Annotated in this window: 19 protein-coding genes; 9 read left to right on the forward strand and 10 right to left on the reverse strand. The window is 62.8% G+C overall.

The window, feature by feature from the left end; genetic code table 11:
* Positions 1–94: 94 nt before the first annotated feature.
* The 7 genes from V1288_RS01865 (at position 95) to V1288_RS01895 (ending at position 7,592) form a co-directional block, all read left to right on the forward strand.
* The gene (locus V1288_RS01865; RefSeq protein ID WP_334355463.1) at positions 95–391 is read left to right on the forward strand and encodes a helix-turn-helix domain-containing protein; all 297 of its coding nucleotides are present in this window, start codon (positions 95–97) and stop codon (positions 389–391) included.
* Entirely contained in the window at positions 391–2,403 is a 2,013-nt protein-coding gene (gene hyfB, locus V1288_RS01870; RefSeq protein ID WP_334355464.1) for a hydrogenase 4 subunit B, read from the forward strand. Before V1288_RS01865 ends, hyfB begins: the two co-directional genes overlap by 1 nt.
* Positions 2,394–3,350, forward strand: coding sequence for a respiratory chain complex I subunit 1 family protein (locus V1288_RS01875; RefSeq protein WP_334355465.1), 957 nt, complete (start codon positions 2,394–2,396; stop codon positions 3,348–3,350). The genes hyfB and V1288_RS01875 overlap by 10 nt, the downstream gene beginning before the upstream one ends.
* A 5-nt stretch (positions 3,351–3,355) precedes the next feature.
* Complete coding sequence (locus V1288_RS01880; RefSeq protein ID WP_334361165.1) at positions 3,356–4,018, forward strand: hydrogenase-4 component E; 663 nt, start codon at positions 3,356–3,358, stop codon at positions 4,016–4,018.
* Positions 4,015–5,466: a hydrogenase 4 subunit F gene (locus tag V1288_RS01885; RefSeq protein WP_334355466.1), complete on the forward strand. Its 1,452-nt coding sequence runs from the start codon at positions 4,015–4,017 to the stop codon at positions 5,464–5,466. The genes V1288_RS01880 and V1288_RS01885 overlap by 4 nt, the downstream gene beginning before the upstream one ends.
* A 12-nt stretch (positions 5,467–5,478) precedes the next feature.
* Positions 5,479–6,990, forward strand: a complete 1,512-nt coding sequence (locus tag V1288_RS01890) for a hydrogenase large subunit (protein ID WP_334355467.1) — start codon at positions 5,479–5,481, stop codon at positions 6,988–6,990.
* Between the two features lie 68 nt (positions 6,991–7,058).
* Entirely contained in the window at positions 7,059–7,592 is a 534-nt protein-coding gene (locus V1288_RS01895; RefSeq protein WP_334355468.1) for an NADH-quinone oxidoreductase subunit B family protein, read from the forward strand.
* A gap of 6 nt (positions 7,593–7,598) precedes the next feature.
* Here the strand turns inward: V1288_RS01895 and V1288_RS01900 are convergent, their stop codons facing one another.
* The gene (locus V1288_RS01900; protein WP_334355469.1) at positions 7,599–7,937 is read right to left on the reverse strand and encodes a helix-turn-helix transcriptional regulator; all 339 of its coding nucleotides are present in this window, start codon (positions 7,935–7,937) and stop codon (positions 7,599–7,601) included.
* A gap of 183 nt (positions 7,938–8,120) precedes the next feature.
* On the opposite strand from V1288_RS01900, the gene V1288_RS01905 reads away from it, so the two are divergent.
* Positions 8,121–8,867, forward strand: coding sequence for a class I SAM-dependent methyltransferase (locus tag V1288_RS01905; protein WP_334355470.1), 747 nt, complete (start codon positions 8,121–8,123; stop codon positions 8,865–8,867).
* Positions 8,868–8,897: 30 nt separating this feature from the next.
* On the opposite strand, the gene V1288_RS01910 is transcribed toward V1288_RS01905, so the two are convergent.
* From V1288_RS01910 to V1288_RS01945, 8 genes are all read right to left on the reverse strand, one after another.
* Entirely contained in the window at positions 8,898–9,401 is a 504-nt protein-coding gene (locus tag V1288_RS01910) for an SRPBCC family protein (RefSeq protein WP_334355471.1), read from the reverse strand.
* Complete coding sequence (locus tag V1288_RS01915) at positions 9,376–9,741, reverse strand: ArsR/SmtB family transcription factor (RefSeq protein ID WP_334355472.1); 366 nt, start codon at positions 9,739–9,741, stop codon at positions 9,376–9,378. The genes V1288_RS01910 and V1288_RS01915 overlap by 26 nt, the downstream gene beginning before the upstream one ends.
* Positions 9,742–10,064: 323 nt before the next feature.
* Positions 10,065–11,255 (reverse strand): mannonate dehydratase, encoded by a 1,191-nt coding sequence (gene uxuA / locus V1288_RS01920; protein ID WP_334361166.1) that lies wholly within the window; start codon positions 11,253–11,255, stop codon positions 10,065–10,067.
* A 29-nt stretch (positions 11,256–11,284) separates the two neighbouring features.
* Positions 11,285–12,331: an L-idonate 5-dehydrogenase gene (locus V1288_RS01925; RefSeq protein WP_334355473.1), complete on the reverse strand. Its 1,047-nt coding sequence runs from the start codon at positions 12,329–12,331 to the stop codon at positions 11,285–11,287.
* Positions 12,328–13,734, reverse strand: coding sequence for a TRAP transporter large permease (locus V1288_RS01930; protein WP_334355474.1), 1,407 nt, complete (start codon positions 13,732–13,734; stop codon positions 12,328–12,330). The genes V1288_RS01925 and V1288_RS01930 overlap by 4 nt, the downstream gene beginning before the upstream one ends.
* 4 nt (positions 13,735–13,738) lie before the next feature.
* Positions 13,739–14,317: a TRAP transporter small permease gene (locus tag V1288_RS01935; protein ID WP_334355475.1), complete on the reverse strand. Its 579-nt coding sequence runs from the start codon at positions 14,315–14,317 to the stop codon at positions 13,739–13,741.
* Positions 14,318–14,434: 117 nt separating this feature from the next.
* Positions 14,435–15,343 carry a sialic acid TRAP transporter substrate-binding protein SiaP gene (locus V1288_RS01940; protein WP_442894006.1) on the reverse strand — a complete coding sequence of 303 codons (909 nt, stop codon included), beginning with the start codon at positions 15,341–15,343 and terminating at the stop codon, positions 14,435–14,437.
* 162 nt (positions 15,344–15,505) lie between these two features.
* A complete protein-coding gene (locus V1288_RS01945) occupies positions 15,506–16,243 on the reverse strand; it encodes a FadR/GntR family transcriptional regulator (RefSeq protein ID WP_334355477.1) in 738 nt (245 codons plus the stop codon).
* Between the two features lie 121 nt (positions 16,244–16,364).
* Between V1288_RS01945 and V1288_RS01950 the strand changes: the two genes are divergently transcribed.
* The gene (locus V1288_RS01950; protein ID WP_334355478.1) at positions 16,365–17,885 is read left to right on the forward strand and encodes a mannitol dehydrogenase family protein; all 1,521 of its coding nucleotides are present in this window, start codon (positions 16,365–16,367) and stop codon (positions 17,883–17,885) included.
* Positions 17,886–18,002: 117 nt separating this feature from the next.
* On the opposite strand, the gene V1288_RS01955 is transcribed toward V1288_RS01950, so the two are convergent.
* Positions 18,003–18,461 carry a RidA family protein gene (locus V1288_RS01955; RefSeq protein ID WP_334355479.1) on the reverse strand — a complete coding sequence of 153 codons (459 nt, stop codon included), beginning with the start codon at positions 18,459–18,461 and terminating at the stop codon, positions 18,003–18,005.
* Positions 18,462–18,464: the final 3 nt, after the last annotated feature.

The raw sequence follows: 18,464 nt of genomic DNA on the forward strand, positions 1-18,464 counted from the left end.
TCTGAGATATCATTTATTGACATATTAACATCAATACTTAGGATGCAGGAATGACGTCCAAAATCGGCCCGAGCCTCGCCGGTGAGGCAGACTGATGATCACTGCGGCTCAACTGCGGGCTGCCAGGGTGCTTCTCGGCATCGATCAGCGTCGGCTCGCGGAATTATCGGGGCTTTCGGTGCCGACCATCCAGCGCATGGAAGCGAGTGAGACAATGGTTCGGGGCAACGTCGATTCGCTGGTGAAGCTGATCACCGCGCTCGAGGATGCCGGCATCGAATTGATCGACGATGGGGCGAACAGCGACGGCTGCGGGCGCGGCGTGCGGTTCAGGGCCGGCTCGGGAGATCGCGTGGAGGAGACTTCGAGCGGGGCGAGGACGCGCAAATAATGTCGGCCGTCGCCCTGCAAATGGTCTGTGTCGCCGGATTACTCGGACTATCCGTGCTGGCGATCGTTCTGAGCCGGTCGAAGATCGCCACCGCCGTCATCTACGCCGCGACACTGGCCGTATCGGCGATAGCGCTGATCGGCGCGTTGCGCAGCCTGCTCGGCGGCGCCGACACCACCGTGCTCACCCTGCCGGTCGGGTTGCCGTGGCTCGGCGCGCATTTTCGCCTCGACGCGTTGGCCTCATTCTTCCTTGTCGTCATCAACCTGGGCGGGGCGTCGGCAAGTCTGTACGGCCTCGGTTATGGCCATCATGACCCCGCGCCGCACCGCGTGCTGCCGTTCTTCCCAGCCTTTCTGGCCGGTATGAACCTCGTGGTGCTGGCGGACGATGCCTTCTCCTATCTGCTGTGCTGGGAGTTCATGTCGCTGGCATCGTGGGCGCTGGTCATGGCGCATCATCGCGAGCCGGGCAATGCCAGGGCGGGTTATGTCTATCTGGTGATGGCAAGCTTCGGCACGCTCGCGCTGCTGCTCGCGTTCGGCCTGCTGGCGGGGCCGGCGGGAGACTACGGATTTGCAGCCATTCGCTCCGCGCAGCACTCGCCCTATGCCGCGACGCTGGTGCTGGTCCTGATGCTGCTCGGCGCCGGCTCCAAGGCCGGCCTGGTGCCGTTGCATGTCTGGCTGCCGCTCGCCCACCCGGCCGCGCCGAGCCACGTGTCCGCGCTGATGAGCGGCGTCATGACCAAGGTCGCGATTTACGGCTTCATTCGCGTCATGTTCGATCTGCTGGGACAGCCGAGCTGGCCGGCCAGCGTGATCGTGCTGTTCCTCGGCAGCATCACCGCCGTCATGGGGATTCTTTATGCCATGATGGAGAAGGACCTGAAGCGCCTCCTGGCCTACTCCACCATCGAGAATATCGGCATCGTCTTCGTGAGCCTCGGCCTCGCCATGGCATTCCAGGCCAACGGACTGAAGGCAGCGGCCGCGGTCGCCTTTACCGCCGCGTTGTTTCACGCGCTCAACCACTCCTTCTTCAAGAGCCTGCTGTTCTTCGGCGCCGGCGCCGTTCTCACCGCGACGGGCGAGCGCGACATGGACAAGCTCGGCGGCCTCATTCACCGCATGCCGTTCACGAGCTTCGCTGTTCTCGTCGGCTGCGTCGCGATCTCGGCGCTGCCGCCGTTCAACGGATTCGTGTCGGAGTGGCTGATCTTCCAGGCCGTGCTGCAAAGTCCGGAACTGCCGCAATGGGCGCTGAAGATCATGGTGCCCGCGGTTGGCGCGATGCTCGCTCTCGCTGCCGCGCTGGCTGCGGCCTGTTTCGTCAAGACCTACGGCGTGACGTTTCTCGGCCGGCCGCGCGGCACGTCGGCGGAAGCCGCGCATGAAGTCGATCGCTTCTCGCTTGCGGCCATGTCTATCCTCGCCGTGCTCTGCCTGCTGGCCGGAATCCTGCCGGGACTCGCGATCGACGCCCTTGCGCCGGTCGCGACCCAGATTCTCGGCAGCCGAATGCCGGTGCAGACGGGTCAACCCTGGCTTTCGATCGTACCGATTGCGGAGGGCCGCAGCTCCTACAATGGATTGCTGGTGATGGTGTTCATCACGGCCGCTGCGTCGTTGGCGGTTTTTTTTATCCATCGCTTCGCCTCCCACGCGCTGCGACGGGGGCCAGCCTGGGGATGTGGTTTCTCCGACGCGACGCCCGCAGCGCAATATTCGGGCGTCAGCTTTGCGCAACCGATCCGCCGCGTATTCGGCACGCTGGTGTTCCACGCCCGCGATCACGTCATAATGCCGCCGCCGGGAGACCTCCGGCCGGCGCGGCTGCGGATCGAACTGCATGACCTGGTCTGGAACGGAATCTATGCGCCGATTGCCGGCGCCGTCGCCTTCTCTTCCAGGCGGCTCAATCGCCTGCAGTTCCTGACCATCCGGCGATATCTCAGCCTGGTCTTTGCCACCCTCGTCACGCTGCTGCTAGTGCTCGCGATATGGTCGTGATCTCGGACATCATCGTGCAAGGCGTGCAGATGCTGCTCGTGCTGCTGCTCGCCCCGCTGCTGACCGGCTACGTGCGCAAGATCAAGGCCCGGCTGGTGCGCCGCCAGGGCGCCTCCGTCTTTCAGCCCTATCGCGATCTGCTGCGGCTCCTGCGCAAGGAAGTGGTGCTGGCCGACAACGCATCATGGCTGTTCCGCGTCACGCCCTACATCACCTTCGCGGCGATCTGGGTCGCCGCCGCCCTGGTGCCGACCTTCGCGACCGGCCTGCTGTTCAACTGGACCGCCGATCTCATTGCCATCGTCGCACTTTTGGGAAGCGCACGCTTCTTTCTCGCGCTTGCTGGGATGGACGTCGGAACCAGTTTCGGCGGCATCGGCTCCAGCCGCGAGGTGATGATTGCGGCGCTTGCCGAGCCCGCGATGCTGCTGATCGTATTCTGTCTGGCGCTGGTCGCCGGCTCGACGCAACTCTCGACCGTCTCGCACTTCCTGGCGTCGTCCTATGTGGGCTTGCGGGTATCGCTCGGAATGGCGCTGGTTGCGCTGTTCATGGTCGCGATCGCAGAGAACGCGCGGATCCCGGTCGACAATCCGGCGACGCACCTCGAACTCACCATGGTGCACGAGGCGATGATCCTGGAATATTCCGGACGCCATCTCGCGATGATCGAACTCGGCGCATTCCTCAAGCTGTTGCTCTACGTCTCGCTGATCGCCTGCGTGTTCTTCCCCTGGCAGATCGCGCTGTATGGCGGCGGCGCGCTGTCATACACGATCGGCGCCGGCGCCTACATCGTCAAGCTCGCGCTGGCCGGCTTCCTGCTGGCGCTGTTTGAGACCGCCACGGCGAAGATGCGGGTGTTTCGCGTCCCGCAATTCCTCGGCGCGGCCTTCATGCTGGGCTTGCTCGGCACCTTGCTGCTGTTCGTCTCGAGGAGTTTCTGATGCAGATGCAGAGCCTCGCCTTCGACATCTCGCATACGCTGGCCGGCGGGCTGGTGCTGATCAGCCTGATGATGCTGTATCAGGACCGTCTCTATTCGCTGCTCAACGTGTTCGCGCTCCACGCCCTGGTGCTGTCGCTCTCGGTCGCCTGGCAGGCCTTTATCCAGGATGCGCCCCATCTCTACGTCACCGCGGTCATCGCCCTGGTCTTCAAGGCGATCGTCATTCCGGTGGCGCTGCACCGCATCGTCAAGCAGCTCGGGATTCACCGCGACATCGAATCCGCCGTCGGAATCGGCCCGACCATGCTGGCCGGGATGGGGCTGGTCGCCCTCTCGCTGGTTCTGATGCTGCGGGTGACGAGCGACGCCGACCCGCTGGCGCGTGAAGATCTCGCCTTTGCGCTGTCGGTGGTGCTGCTCGGGCTTCTGGTCATGGTGACCCGCCGCAATGCGGTCAGCCAGGTTGTCGGGTTTATGTCGCTTGAAAACGGACTGGTGCTGGCGGCGACCGGCGCCAAAGGCATGCCGCTGGTCGTCGAGATCAGCGTCGCCTTCTCGATCCTGATCGCGTTCATCGTGATCGGCATCTTCCTGTTCCGAATCCGCGAGCGCTTCGATTCGGTGGATGTCTCCGCGCTCGATGACTTCCGGGGCGAGCGCCGATGAACCTTGCTTTCTTCGACCCCGTCACAGCCGTCCTGCTGATCCCGATCTGCTCGGCGGCGCTGCTGGCCGCCATGCCCGGCTACTGGCTGACGGCACGGCTGAACGTCGTTGCCAGTCTGGCGACATTCCTGGCCGCGCTCTCCCTGTTCGTGGTCGAACGTGCCTCCCCCGGGCCTTACGTGCTGATCGACGACCTGAACATCGTCTTCATCGTACTCAATACCTTCGTGGGATTTACCACCAGCATCTTCAGCGCGAGCTATATCGCGCATGAGCTCGAAACCAGCCGGCTGACGCCGGTCTACCTGCGCTTCTACCACGCCATGTATCAAACCATGATGTTCGGCATGAATCTCGCGTTCGTGTCGAACAATATCGGCCTGATGTGGGTGGCGGTCGAACTCGCGACGCTGACGACGGTGCTGATGGTCGGCATCTATCGCACCCATGCGGCGCTCGAAGCCGCCTGGAAGTATTTCATCCTGGGCAGCGTCGGAATTGCGCTCGCTCTGTTCGGCACCATCCTGGTCTACATGGCGGCCCGCCCGGTGATGGGTGAGGGCCAGGACGGCATGGTCTGGACGCTGCTGGTCGAGCGCGCCGCGAACTTCGACGCGGCCCTTCTCAACGTCGCTTTCGTATTCCTGTTTCTCGGTTACGGCACCAAGGTCGGCCTCGCGCCGCTGCATGCCTGGTTGCCCGATGCGCACGCCGAAGGTCCGACGCCGATATCGGCTGTGTTGTCGGGCCTCTTGCTGAACGTTGCGCTCTATGCGTTGCTGCGCTTCAAGATATTGCTCGCCGCCAACCCGGCTTCGATCGCCCCCGGCCCCCTGATGGTGACGATGGGGCTGGTCTCGCTGATCTTCGCAGCCTTCATGCTGTACCGGCGGCGCGACATCAAACGGCTGTTCGCCTATTCGTCGATCGAGCACATGGGCATCATCGTGTTTGCGTTCGGCATGGGCGGTCCGCTTGCCAATTTTGCCGGGCTGCTGCACATGGTGATGCACAGCCTGACCAAGTCAGCAATCTTCTACGCCGTCGGGCATATCTCGCAGATCAAGGGCACTCAGCGGATTTCGAAGATCCGCGGCCTGACCGTGACCCATCCGGCGCTCGGCTGGGGGCTGGTCGTAGGCGTCGTCGCGATCGCCGGGCTGCCGCCGCTCGGGATCTTCATGAGCGAGTTCCTGGTCGTGAGCTCGACCTTTGCAAGGCAGCCGTTGCTTGCGATCGTGCTGGTATTCGGGCTGTTGCTGGCGTTCGGCGCACTAACGTTGCGCCTGACCAGCGTCGCCTTCGGCGAGCCGCGCGGCAGCACGGCCCCGGCCGACGCCTCGTACATTCCGATGTTTGCGCATCTTGCGCTGGTGTTGGGCGCAGGGATTTATCTTCCCGCCCCGCTGGTGGTCTGGTTCCAGCACGTGGCTCAGCTCCTTGGATAGGAACGCAATGACATGCCGTCGCTGATCGATCTGACGCTGGAGGGCCGCAAGGTCGCGCAATACGGCCCGTGGCCGCGCGTGGTGGTCGACGCATCGGTCTGGACATTTGCGGCGAGCGAACTGGCGCATGGACGCTGGAACCTGCTCGGCCTGTGGGGCGAACCCGCAACAGTTCACATGGCGATCATGGATGGACAGACCGCAGAGATCGCGGTCGTCAGCCTGGATTGCCCCGACCGCACGTTTCCTTCCGTCGGCAAACATCATCCGCCGGCGCTGCGGCTGGAACGGACCATCAACGATCTGTTCGGATTGTCCGCTCAGGGCTCGTCCGACGCCCGTCCCTGGCTCGATCACAACCGCTGGGACGTGCGCTTTCCATTGGGAGAGCGCATCGATGCCTTGCCGAACGCGGCGCCGTACCGATTCCTCGCTGCGGAAGGCGACGGCCTGCACCAGATTGCGGTTGGCCCGGTGCACGCGGGCATTATCGAGCCCGGACATTTCCGCTTTACCGCCAGCGGCGAAACCGTGGTCCGGCTGGAGCAGCGGCTCGGATATGTCCACAAGGGAATCGACGGACTGATGACCGGCGCCAGCCTCGCGCGCGGTGTTCAACTCGCCGGCCGCACGTCGGGCGACAGCACCGTGGCCTACGCCTACGCGTATTCGCGCGCGGCCGAAGCAGCTCTCGACCTCGTCGTGCCTGACCGGGCCGTGTTCCTGCGCGCGCTGCTGGCAGAACTCGAGCGGCTCGCCAACCATCTCGGCGACATCGGCGCGATCTGCAACGATGCGTCCTTTGCATTGATGCACGCGCATTGCGGCGTATTGCGCGAGAGCGTGCTGCGCGCGGCCGCCGCGGCCTCCGGCCATCGCCTGATGCGCGACATCATCGTGCCCGGCGGTGTCAGCCGCGACATCGGCGATGGCGGGGCGGAAGCCATCCAGGCCACGCTGGACAATATTCGCCTGCGCTTTCCCGCGCTTGTCGAACTCTATGACAACACCGCTTCGCTGCAGGATCGCACCGTCGATACCGGAACGCTCAAGCCGCCGCTCGCCCGACAATATGCCGTCGGCGGCTATGTCGGGCGCGCCTCGGGCCGCTCGTTCGACGCGCGCCGAACGCTGGCCTATCCGCCTTATGACAGCCTGCGTTTCGACGTGCCCGTACTCAACGAGGGTGACGTCAATGCACGCGTCTGGATAAGGGTGCGCGAAGTCGAGCAAAGTCTGTCGCTGATCGAGCAGATTCTGAGCCGGCTGCCCGAAGGCCCGATATGCAGGGAAGTCCCGCTTGGAGGCGAGGTGCGCGAGGGCATGGCGATCGTGGAGGGATTCCGTGGCGACGTCCTGGTCTGGCTGCGCCTGCGCAATGGCCTGATCGAACGATGCCACATGCGCGACCCGTCCTGGTTTCAATGGCCGCTGCTCGAAGCTGTGATCGAGAACAACATCGTCGCTGACTTTCCGCTCTGCAACAAGTCGTTCAACTGTTCCTATTCGGGCCACGATCTCTAAAGCATGATCCCGGAAAAATGGGTACCGGTTTTCCGAGAGGATCATGCTCAAACAAGGGAAGCCACGCGATGCGCAAGCTGCTCTTCGAAAGCGTGTTTCGCCAGCCGCTCACCGAGCGGGCGCCATCGCCCGATGACGCTGCCATGGCGGAGCTTGCAACCGCGCTCGGACAGGCCGGGCGGCGGCGGCTCGGCCGGAGCCTGTCGATCCGCGAGGTCGATGCCGGATCCTGCAACGGATGCGAGCTGGAAATTCACGCGCTCAACAACGCCTATTACGACGTCGAGCGGTTCGGCCTGCGGTTCGTCGCCTCACCGCGTCATGCCGACGTCCTGATGGTGACGGGACCGGTGACGAAGAACATGCGCGGGGCACTCGAACGCACCTATGACGCGACGCCGAATCCGAAATGGGTCGTCGCGGTCGGAGATTGTGCACGGAACGGCGGATGCTTTGCCGGCAGCTATGCAGTCGTCGGCGGCGTCTCCGAGGTCATCCCGGTCGACCTGCACATTCCCGGCTGCCCGCCCGCCCCCACGGCCATGCTGCAAGGATTGCTGGCGCTGCTCGAACGCGCGGACGCGGGCGCCGTTACGTCGTGAGGAACGCTATCGAACCCGCTCCGGCATCCTCTTCGGTTGGCGGACGGTCTTGCTCTTTGTCTTGAGATTTGCCTTTGGATTTGCCTTGAGATTTGTGAGATGTTCGCGCAGGCGCACCCCTCGCCCGCCGGTCGCGCTCGCGGCACCCGGATTGATCAGCTCGATCCCGGCGCTCTCGAGCGCGGAAACCAGCTTCATCAGGGAATCGACGTTGGCGCGGATCACACCGTCGCTGGCTTCCATGCGCTGGATGGTCGGCACCGAGAGATCAGCCAGCTCGGCCATTTGCCGCTGATCGATGCTCAGAAGCGCGCGCGCTGCCCTGAGTTGATTGGCGGTAATCATGGGCAGTTCTCCCGGTTCGGAAGCGTATATATTTATCCCATCTGAATTACCGTCTCAAGCATCAACTCAGAGGTTCAGAATATCAATCAGGACGCTGCAAAATGATCTCTGCGTGATTGGCATCCGATTCACAACATGATAAGCGATGTCTCAAACATCCTATTTGATGCATGGTGATGTCAGGTGCGGTTGCTGGGGCGCTATCAGGGCAGGAACGGTGCAATCGAGATCGTCGAATGCTCCGCGGATGGAACGCGGATCTATTTCGAGGAGGGCATCAGGCAGAGTCAGGCCACGCCCGACGGCGAGAGCGTCTTCAGCTATGTGAGGCTCATGGATGAGCTCCTGCATCGCGCAACGAACATTCTGGTCCTGGGATGCGGCGGCGGGAATCTCGCCACCAGGCTGGCGCGTCTCGGAAAAGAGCTAACGATTGTCGACAACAATCCGATCAGCTTCGTGATCGCTCAGAGATATTTCGGGCTACCGGACGGATTGCCGCTGATGGTGTCCGATTTCCGGAAATTCATTCTCGATGGCGACCTGCTTTACGATGGGATCGCCATCGATGTCGGAGGTCCGGACTTTCGCTTTGATGATGAATTCGACGTTGAGACCTGCGACGCCATTCGTGCGCGGCTGACGCCCGGCGGCCGCATCGTCATGAACGTGTTGGTCGCGAACGACATCGACCCGGTACCCGATCGCATCGCCGCGCGGCTTGCCGGCGACCGGCTGGCAACGTGGATCATCGACGAGCAAGGCGTCCAGGATCGAAATGCGATCATTGCATGCGTGCCGGAAAAGCAGTTGAACGCGCATCCGGCACTCACCGAGGTGATGCAAAACAGTCTCGAGCGATGGTCGATCCGGCGAGGCAGATTGCGCGGTCGCGACTTCGGCGCGATGTATTCCACCGCTGACAGGTAATCAGCCGCGCCGAGAAACGCTCGCTTCAGTTTAAGTAGCGTCACTGCGTTCGACGTGCTGCGCCAGTTTATCGAGGGTCTGATAACCGAATTCGACCGCGCCGAATCCGATCCCCGCGTCGCGCTGAGCCTTCGTCGGGTGCAACTGCCGCAAAGTGATGACGGTCTTGCCGTCGCTCTGCTCATCCAGCGTGATGGTGGTGCGGAATATGCCAGGATCGTTGTCCTTGTCGGCGCCATGATCGATCTCGATCAGGTGCGGCCTCTCGATGCGCCGGAATTGCATCCGATTCGTATATCGCTTACCGTCGGGAGCGATCATATCGAACCGCCATTCGCCGTTGACGCGAATATCCATTGACTTTGTCTCGACCCTAAAACCGGCCGGACCAAACCATTGGGGGAGATGGCGCGGATCAACCCAGGCGGAGAAAACCAACTCTCGTGGCGCGTTGATCACGCGCGAGAGGACGATCTCTCGATCGAGCGCCCAAGTGGACAGGGGCGTTTCATTTTGACTTGCGTTTGCGGGCATTCGACTTTTCCTTTTTCTTCAGTTTCTCAACGTACATTTCCAGTCGATCCAGTCGTTGCTCCCAGATCTCCCTTTGGGCCGCCAACCAAACCTCGACGGTTGCGAGAGCTTCCGTCTGCAATGAGCACATCCTGACGCGACCGGTCTTCTCGGACGCAACGAGGCCGCTGCTCTCTAGAATGCGGATGTGTTTCATCAGGCTCGGCAGCGCCATTTTGAACGGCTTCGCCAGCTCTCCGACGGATGCCTCGCCATCACATAATCGCATGACGATCGCACGACGGGTCGCGTCGGACAGGGCCCCGAAAACGTGGTCGAGTTGCTTTGATTGCTTAGCCATAAAGCTAACTATAGCGGAGATACAAACGTGTGTCAATCACAGTTAGCCAGACGGCTAACTAATAGGAGCATAGCGTCGTCGATCGAGTTCGCCAACTTATGAAGAGAGAGTGCGTCGCTGCGGAAGTGTCAGTCGCGATCGAACCGAAGATGGAACTTCAAGAGATCTCTACGTCCGTTGTTGGGCTCAAATTTTCAATCGAATTTCGGCCGCAGGTGTGCACATCGCGTCATTGCGCGGCGGCGCCGCAATTCAGTCGCTTTCGGAGCGAAGCGGACATGGGCAAGCCTTTTGCAGAACCGAATTTATGAGTACGCGCCTAGCTAGCCGGCGTGTTCGATGGCGCGGATGGCGCCGCGCAGTTCGGCGAGCCCGCGCAACCGGCCGATCGCGGTATAGCCGGGATTGGTCCGCTTGGTTTCCGCGAGATCGTCGAGCATGCGATGGCCGTGATCGGGCCGGAACACGATCTGCTTTTCCGGCGAACGCTTGCGGTTTTCGGTAAGCAACACCTTGAGCACCGCGATCATATCGACGTCACCGTCGAGATGATCGGACTCGAAGAACGACAAGCCATCGCCTTCGCGCTTGGTTGCGCGCAGATGGGCAAAACCGATCCGCGGCGCGAAGCGCTTGGCCATTGCGGGCAGATCGTTCTCCGCGCGCACGCCGAGCGAGCCGGTGCAGAAGCAGATGCCGTTCGCCTTCGAGGGCACCGCATCGAACAGCGCCTGATAGTCTTCCGCCGAGGATGCAATGCGCGGCAGGCCGAACAGCGGGCGCGGCGGATCGTCCGGATGCAGCGTCAGCGTCACGCCGAGGGATTCGGCAACCGGCGTCACACGCGCGAGGAATTCGCTGAGGTGTTTCCGCAACACGACGGAGTTAATCCCGCGATATTGCTGCAGCCGGTCACGGAACTGCGGAATGGTCAGCGGATCAGTGGTGGAGCCCGGCAGCGCGCTGGCAATGTTGGTGACGAGGACATCGATATCGGCCTGCGTCATCCCTGAATAGACCTCCTTGGCGCGACGCCGCGCGGCCTCGGAATATTCGGCCGGCGCCTCGGGGCGCTGCAGGATATGCAGATCGAACGCCGCGAACCGCTCCTGGTCGAAGCGCATCGCCTTGGCGCCGTTCGGCAGTTCCCATTCGAGATCGGTGCGGCACCAGTCCACGACCGGCATGAAGTTGTAGCAGATGATCTTGATGCCGGCGGAAGCTACCGCCTCCAGGCTCGCGATCCAGGCCTCGATCGACCGGGTAGCGCCACCCCCGAGCCGCTTGACGTCGTCGGGGATTGGAATCGATTCCACCACCGACCAGGTCAGCGGCGAACGGCCGGGCTGGCCGTTCTCGATCAGGTTCTTGCGCTCCTCGACGGCTGCGCGCGTCCAGGCCTCGCCGATCGGCAGTTGATGCAGCGCCGTCACCACGTCGGTTGCGCCGGCCTGACGGATATCGTCGAGCGACACGGGATCATTGGGCCCGTACCACCGCCATCCCTGCAGCATCATGCGAGATCTCCTGAAACGAAATGCGATCAAGCCGTCAGCACGACCTTGACGCTCTGCGAGCGGTCGAGCGCCAGCCGCACAGCATCGGGTGCGACCGCGAGCGGGCGTTGCGCAGTCACCAGCGACAGCACGTCCACACTGCCATCAGCGATCAGTTCGACCGCCGTGAAGAATTCCGTCCCGAAGCGGAACGAGCCACGGAGGTCGATCTCCTTGGCCATGACCGCATTCGCCGGCACCGGGATCTGCCCGCCCGGCAAATTGCCGACCTGGACCACGACGCCGCCGCGCCGGACGGCGCCGATCGCGCTGGCCAGGCCAGCGGCCGTGCCCGAGACTTCAAATGCAACATCGAACGGGCGCGCCGCAGCCTCGGCCTTCAGCGTCTCCTCGCCGCCGGAGATATCGACGACGTGGTTAGCGCCAAGCTTCGTGGCAAATGCCAGCGGCGCCGCCGCGATATCGACGACCGTCGTTTCCGCAATCCCTGCGCGCTGCGCCGCCAGCATGGTCAGCAAGCCGATGGGACCGGCACCGAATAGCACGGCGCGCTTGCCGGTGACGTCACCGGCGCGAGCGACCGCATGCAAGCACACGGCCAGCGGCTCGGCAAGCGCCGCCGCCTGATAGGTCACGTGATCCGGAATCTTGACGCATTGCGCCGGGATGGCGTCGAAGTAGGACGCAAAGCCACCCTGCATATGCGGGGTCTTCGAGGCCGAGCCCATGAAGAAGATGTTCTCGCACAGATTGGGCCGGTTCTCGCGGCACGGCTTGCAGTGGCCGCACCAGCGCGACGGATTGAGGGCGACGCGATCGCCGACCTTCACATCAGGTGCGGAGCCTGCGATCTCCACGACTTCGCCCGCGATCTCATGGCCGAGTACGAGCGGCGAGGTCACCACGAAATCGCCGGTGCGGGCATGGCGATAGTAGTGCATGTCCGAGCCGCAAATGCCGCCGGCGCCGAAACGGATGCGGACCATGCCTGATGCGAGCGGATCGAGCGGGCGCTCGACCATGCGCAGATCTTCCGGGCCGAACAGCGTTGCGGCCAAAGCCATCGATGTCATTTTGAGAGTCCCATGTATTTAGGCAGCCAGAGCGTCAGCTCCGGGATGTAGGTGATGGCGACAAGCGCCAGCAGCAGCGGTACCAGCCACGGCAGGATCGCCATGGTCGTACGCTCGACCGACAGTTTCGCCACGCGCGCGAGCACGAACAACACCATGCCGAGCGGCGGGTGCAGCAGCCCGATCATCAGGTTCAGCGTCATGATCAGGCCGAAATGAATGGGGTCGATGCCAAGCTTGAGCACGATCGGCAGCAGGATCGGCACCAGAATGGTGATCGCGGCGATGGTATCGATGAAGCAGCCGACGAACAGGATCAGGATGTTTGCCAGCAGTAGGAACACCCATTTGTTCTGGGTGATCCCGAGCATCGCGTCGGTCAGCGTCTGCGCCGCCTGCGACACTGTCAGCAGCCAGGCGAAGATCGAAGCCGCGGTCACGATGAACAGCACCGATGCCGTGGTCTCGATGGTATCGAAGGTTGCTTTCGCCACCGTCTGCAGCGTCATCGAGCGGTAACGCACCAGCCCCAGAAACAGCGACCAGATCACGGCGGCAACCGCGGCCTCCGTCGGCGTGAACCAGCCAAGCGTCATGCCGCCGATCAGGATGACGGGGGCCATCAACGCCATCACGGCGGAGAAATCGAAGTACCAGTCGAGCGCCAAAAGCGCCACGAGACCGATGCCGACCGCCATGTTCACCGACATCCCGCCGACAACCAGCAGCCAGACAACCAGCGGGAACGCCAGGACGATGAAGATCTCGAGGGCGGCCGAACCGATCTGCGGCCAGGAGAACGGCGTGTCGCTGCCCCAGCCGTTGCGGTGGGCGAAATAGGCCACCGTCGCCATCATGGCCAACGTCATGACAACACCGGGGATCACGCCACCCAGGAACAGCGCGCCGATCGAGACGTTCGCCATCATGCCGTAGATCACGAACGGCAGCGACGGCGGGATGATCGGGCCGAGCGTGGCGGACGCCGCGGTCACGCCGACGGCGAACTCGGTGGAATAGCCGTGATCCTTCATCGCCTTGATTTCGATGGTGCCGAGCCCTGCAGCGTCCGCAATCGCGGTGCCGGACATGCCGGAGAAGATCACGGAACCCACGATATTGACGTGGCCGAGCCCGCCGCGCATCCAGCCCACCAGCGCGACCGCGAATTTGTAGATGCGGCCTGTCACGCCCGCGATGTTCATGAGGTTGCCGGCCAGGATGAAGAACGGCACCGCGAGCAGCGGAAAGCTTTCGACGCCGGCGATCATGCGCTGCGCCAGCGTCACGTCCGGCGTGATGCCGGTGACGAGAATGTAGACCAGCGACGATGCCGCCATGGACAGCGCGACCGGCAGGCCGAGCAGCATCAGCAGCAGAAATCCCCCGAGCAGCAGCAGCATCGCCCTATCCTTCCGTTCCGTCGAAGGCGCCGGGGCGCTCCAGGATGGAGTAGCCCCGCCGCCAGTTCTCGACCGCGATCTGGATCGAGCGCGCAAACATCAGCACGAAGCCGAGCAGCACGGCGTAATAGACAAAACCTTTTTGAAACTTGATCGTGGTCATCCGCTCGTCGCCGATGATCTGGATGAATTGCCACACCAGCTTGATCGCATAACCGAAGAACGCGATCCGGATTACATCGATCACGGTCGACAGCGCGCGCGCCGGCAGATGAGGCAGATAGCGGAACAAGAGATCGACCTGGATGTGCCGCGACAGCCGCACGCACATCGCCGAGCCGATGAAGACCACGCCGATCAGGCAATAGGTCGCAATCTCCTCGGTCCAGGCGTAGCTGTCGTTGAGGACATAGCGGGTGAAGAACTGCAGGAACACGGACAGCGCCATGACCCAGAAGATCGCGAGCGCCAGCCAGTCCTCCGTAGCATATTGGCTGAGGTCGGCGCCCTTGGGGACCTCCTCCTCGAACGTGTGGGCGATCTCGTCCGCCGTGATCTGCTTGTGCACTTCAACCGCAGGCATGCGTTTATTCCCCTGGTAGCTCCCACGTCATTCCGGGGCGGCTCTAAGAGCCGAACCCGGAATCTCGAGATCCCGGGTTCGACGCTTACGCGTCGCCCCGGGATGACGACTTCGTCGTTACTTCACCGCCTGGATGCGTTCCCAGTCGGCCTTGCGGTAGTCGAAGCTCTCGAAGCTGACGGTCTTGAGGACGGTGTCGCGGAACTCAGACTTGTTGACCTCGGTCACCGTCAGGCCCTTCTGCTTGAAGAAATCGACCAGCTTGGCTTCGTTGGTCTTGATCTCGGCGGTCGCCTTCGCCGCCGCTTCCTGGGCGACGTCGGTGAAGATCTTGCGGTCTTCCTCGGACAACTTTTTCCAGAGCGCGCCGGAAACCACGGTGTTGAGATGATCGACAATGTGGCCTGTCAGCACGATGTGCTTCTGCACTTCGTAGAATTTCTTGGCCTCGATGGTCGTGAGCGGATTTTCCTGGGCTTCAACGGTGCCGTTCTGCAGGGCGAGATAGACCTCGGCAAACGCGATCGGCGCAGTGTTGGCGCCGCAGGCGCGCGGCATCGCGAGATAGGCCGGCACATCAGGCACGCGAATCTTGAGGCCCTTCATGTCGGCGCAGGTCTTGATTGGCTTGTTCGACGAGGTGTGACGCACGCCGTAGTAAGTCACCGCCACGATGCGATGGCCGGTCTTGTCCTCGTAGCCCTTGGTAAGCTCCTTGAAGACGTCGCTCTTGGTATAGGCAAGGAGATGGTCTGCATCGCGGAAAGTGTAGGGATAATAGGTCACGCCGATCGGCGGAAAGCTCTTGGCCGCAAAGCTCGAGCCGGAAATGATCATGTCGACCGAGCCCAGCGAAAGGCCCTGGTTGATATCGGTTTCCTTGCCGAGCTGCGAGGCCGGATAGACGTCGATCTGGTAACGGCCATTGGTGCGCTTGTTGATTTCGCCCGCGGCCCAGACCGAAGCGGTGTGGAACGGCTCCGAGGTTTCGTAAACGTGGGCCCATTTCAGCTTGGTCTGCGCCATGCCCGATGTGGTCGCGGCCAACAGCGCCGCAGCAGACGCCGCGAATGCAATCGTCAATTTCTTCAACACGTGAATTCCTCCCTTGCTACAATTTGCTTTTGTTACTCAACCGGCCCGGCATTTCGCCGAACCGTTCGAATTCCTGGTCGTTTTCTTGGTCGTTCAGCCACTCCTCGCACGGACGCGGGACGCGGACGAAGCTTCGGTTCCGAAATTTTGCGCAAAGCGGGCCTGCGAACGCGCCAGGTGCTCGCGCATCGTCACGCGCGCCGCGTCCGGATCATGTGCGGCAACGGCATCGCGGATCGCCCGGTGCTCGGCCAGCGCCGCGCTCCACGATTGCGGATTCTCGAAATAGTGCGCGAGCTTGGCGAAGTAGGGATTGAGCCGCTGGTCGAACAACTCGCCGACCACGCGGACCAGCACGGCGTTGTCGAGACAGCCGGCCACAGCTACATGAAACGCGCGGTCATGGATCATTGAGGCTTCGCCGGGATGCTGCACCGTGGCCATCGCTTCCAGCGACGCGTCGATGCGCGCGATGTCCTCAGGTGTCGCCACCCGCGCGGCCTGTTCTGCAATGGCGCCCTCGAGGAATTCGCGCGCGCGCAGCAGTTCGAACGGGCCTTCGATCTCGGTCGCCGCCGGCAAGGGCTGCGCGAGCGCCGCCGGTTCACTGACATAAATTCCGGAGCCGACGCGAATCCGGACCCGGCCCTCGACTTCCAGGGCGATCAGCGCCTCGCGCACCGTCGGCCGCGACACCTTCAACTGTTCGGCAAGATCGCGCTCGGTCGGAAGACGGCTGCCCACGGCATATTCGCCGCTGTCGATCAAGGCACGGAGTTGATCGGCAACCTGGCGATAAAGGCGTCGCGCTTCCACGGCTTCGAGCGGCACGCTCGGCTCTCCCTGACGATCCCCTGATGAATCGATTTTTCTTGCTTTGATCGGGCCAAGGCCAATAAATCGGGAATATTGGCCTTACCAATTGACCAAAGTTTGATAGATCGAGCCTCCCATGTCAAGCGAAACGGCGAAAACCCCGCCTTCCGGCCCGAAAAACGGCGATTTGCGCCTGTCCGACGCCAACCTCGACCGACTTCCCGGCCCGATCCGCCGTCCGGCCTATGACCGCGTCCGCGTCACGCCGGGTATCGTTCATCTCGGAATCGGCGCGTTCCACCGGGCACACCAGGCGGTGGTGATCGACGACCTCCTTGCAAGCGGCGCGACGGATTGGGGAATCGTCGGAGCCAGCCTGCGCAGTTCGGAGACGCGCGATGCGCTGGCTCCGCAGGGCTGCCTCTACACCCTCGCCGTTCGCTCCGGCGCGGGCACCGATCACCGGATCATCGGCTCGGTTGTCGCATGCGAAGTCGCCACCGAGAAACCCGCCCCCCTGATCGCGCGCCTCACCCACCCGGCCACGCGCATCGTCTCACTGACGGTTACCGAGAAGGGCTATTGTCATACGCCGCAGACCGGCGATCTCGACGAGCATCATCCCGACATCGTTCATGACCTGCAGAATCCGGGCACGCCGCGCTCGGCCGTCGGATTTCTCGTCGCCGCGCTGGCGCGCCGGCGGATTGCGGGCGCAGCCCCTTTCACCGTTTTGTCCTGCGACAATCTCTCCGCCAACGGCCAGACCGTCGGGCGCTTAGTGACGCAGTTCGCCGCCTTGCGATCGCGCAATCTCGCCAAATGGATTGAGGCTGAGGTGGCCTTCCCTTCGACCATGGTGGACCGGATCGTGCCGGAGACCACCGACCTCGACCGGGCCGAGGTTTCCTCCGCGCTCGGCCTGACCGACGCGTGGCCCGTGGTGACGGAGCCATTCACGCAATGGATCGTTGAAGATCGCTTTCCGGCAGGACGGCCGGATTTCGCGGCCGCAGGCGTGCAAATGGTCTCGGATGTGACGCCGTTCGAGCACATGAAACTGCGGCTGCTCAACGCCAGCCATTCGGCGCTGGCCTATCTCGGCTATCTCGCCGGCCATGAGACCATCGCTTCCACCATGACCGACCATCGCTTCGCGGCGTTTGCCCAGCGGGTAATGCAGGATGCAGCGCCAACGCTGACGATGCCTGAAGGTACCGACCTTGCCGCCTACAGCACATCGCTGCTGCAGCGCTTTTCCAACGCCGCCCTGCACCACCGCACCTGGCAGATCGCGATGGACGGCTCGCAGAAACTGCCGCAGCGGCTGCTCGCGACCATGCAGGACCGGCTGCGGCTGGGCCTTTCGATCGACACGCACGCACTCGCCGTTGCCGGTTGGATGCGCTACGTCACGGCAAAGGACGAACAGGGACGCGCCATCGACGTGCGCGATCCGCTCGCGAAGGAATTGGCTGATATCGCCGAGCGCGCCGGACCGGTCGCGGAGCGGCTTGTGCCCGCGCTGCTTGAGGTGCACTCCATTTTCGGCAACCTCGGCAGCGATCCTCGCATGCGCAGCACCGTCACCGAGGCGCTCTCAAAACTCTATGCCATGGGTGCACGACAGACGGTGCAGACGTTTCAGCCAAGATAGCGCCTTATAGGTTCCGATTAGATCAGAACCCATAAGGCTCTTGCTTTTTGTTGTGACTTGTTGTGACGCGTTTTCTTTATGCGAACCGGAATCCACTTCGCGCGAAAACCCTATGACTCAACGCGGCACCACTGCGGTAGCTTCGATCTCGACACGGGCGGCTTTCTCGACCAGGCGCACCACCTGAACCAGCGCCATCGCCGGATAATGCGCGCCAAAAATCTCGCGATAGGCGCGGCCGAGCTGTTTGAGGCTCGCGAGATATTCCTCGATGTCGACGACATACCAGGTCAGACGCACGAGATGCTCGGGCCTGGCGCCGCCTGCGGCAAGAATCTCGGAAATGTTGGAGAGCGTCTGGCGTGCCTGCACGACGAAGTCCGGCGCCAGATGCCCTTGCGTATCCCAGCCGATCACGCCGCCGGTCACCACCAGCCGGCCATCGGCGGCCATGCCGTTGGCGTATCCCTTCGGCATCGGCCAGCCGCTGGGCTGCAGCACTTGCGAGCCCGGCAACGATGTATCGGTCTTGGAATTAGGCACCACGCTCAGCGTGGGGCCTTTGGGGGCGGTCACCGG

The sequence above is a fragment of the Bradyrhizobium sp. AZCC 2176 genome (assembly GCF_036924645.1).
In the GTDB taxonomy this organism is placed as follows: domain Bacteria; phylum Pseudomonadota; class Alphaproteobacteria; order Rhizobiales; family Xanthobacteraceae; genus Bradyrhizobium.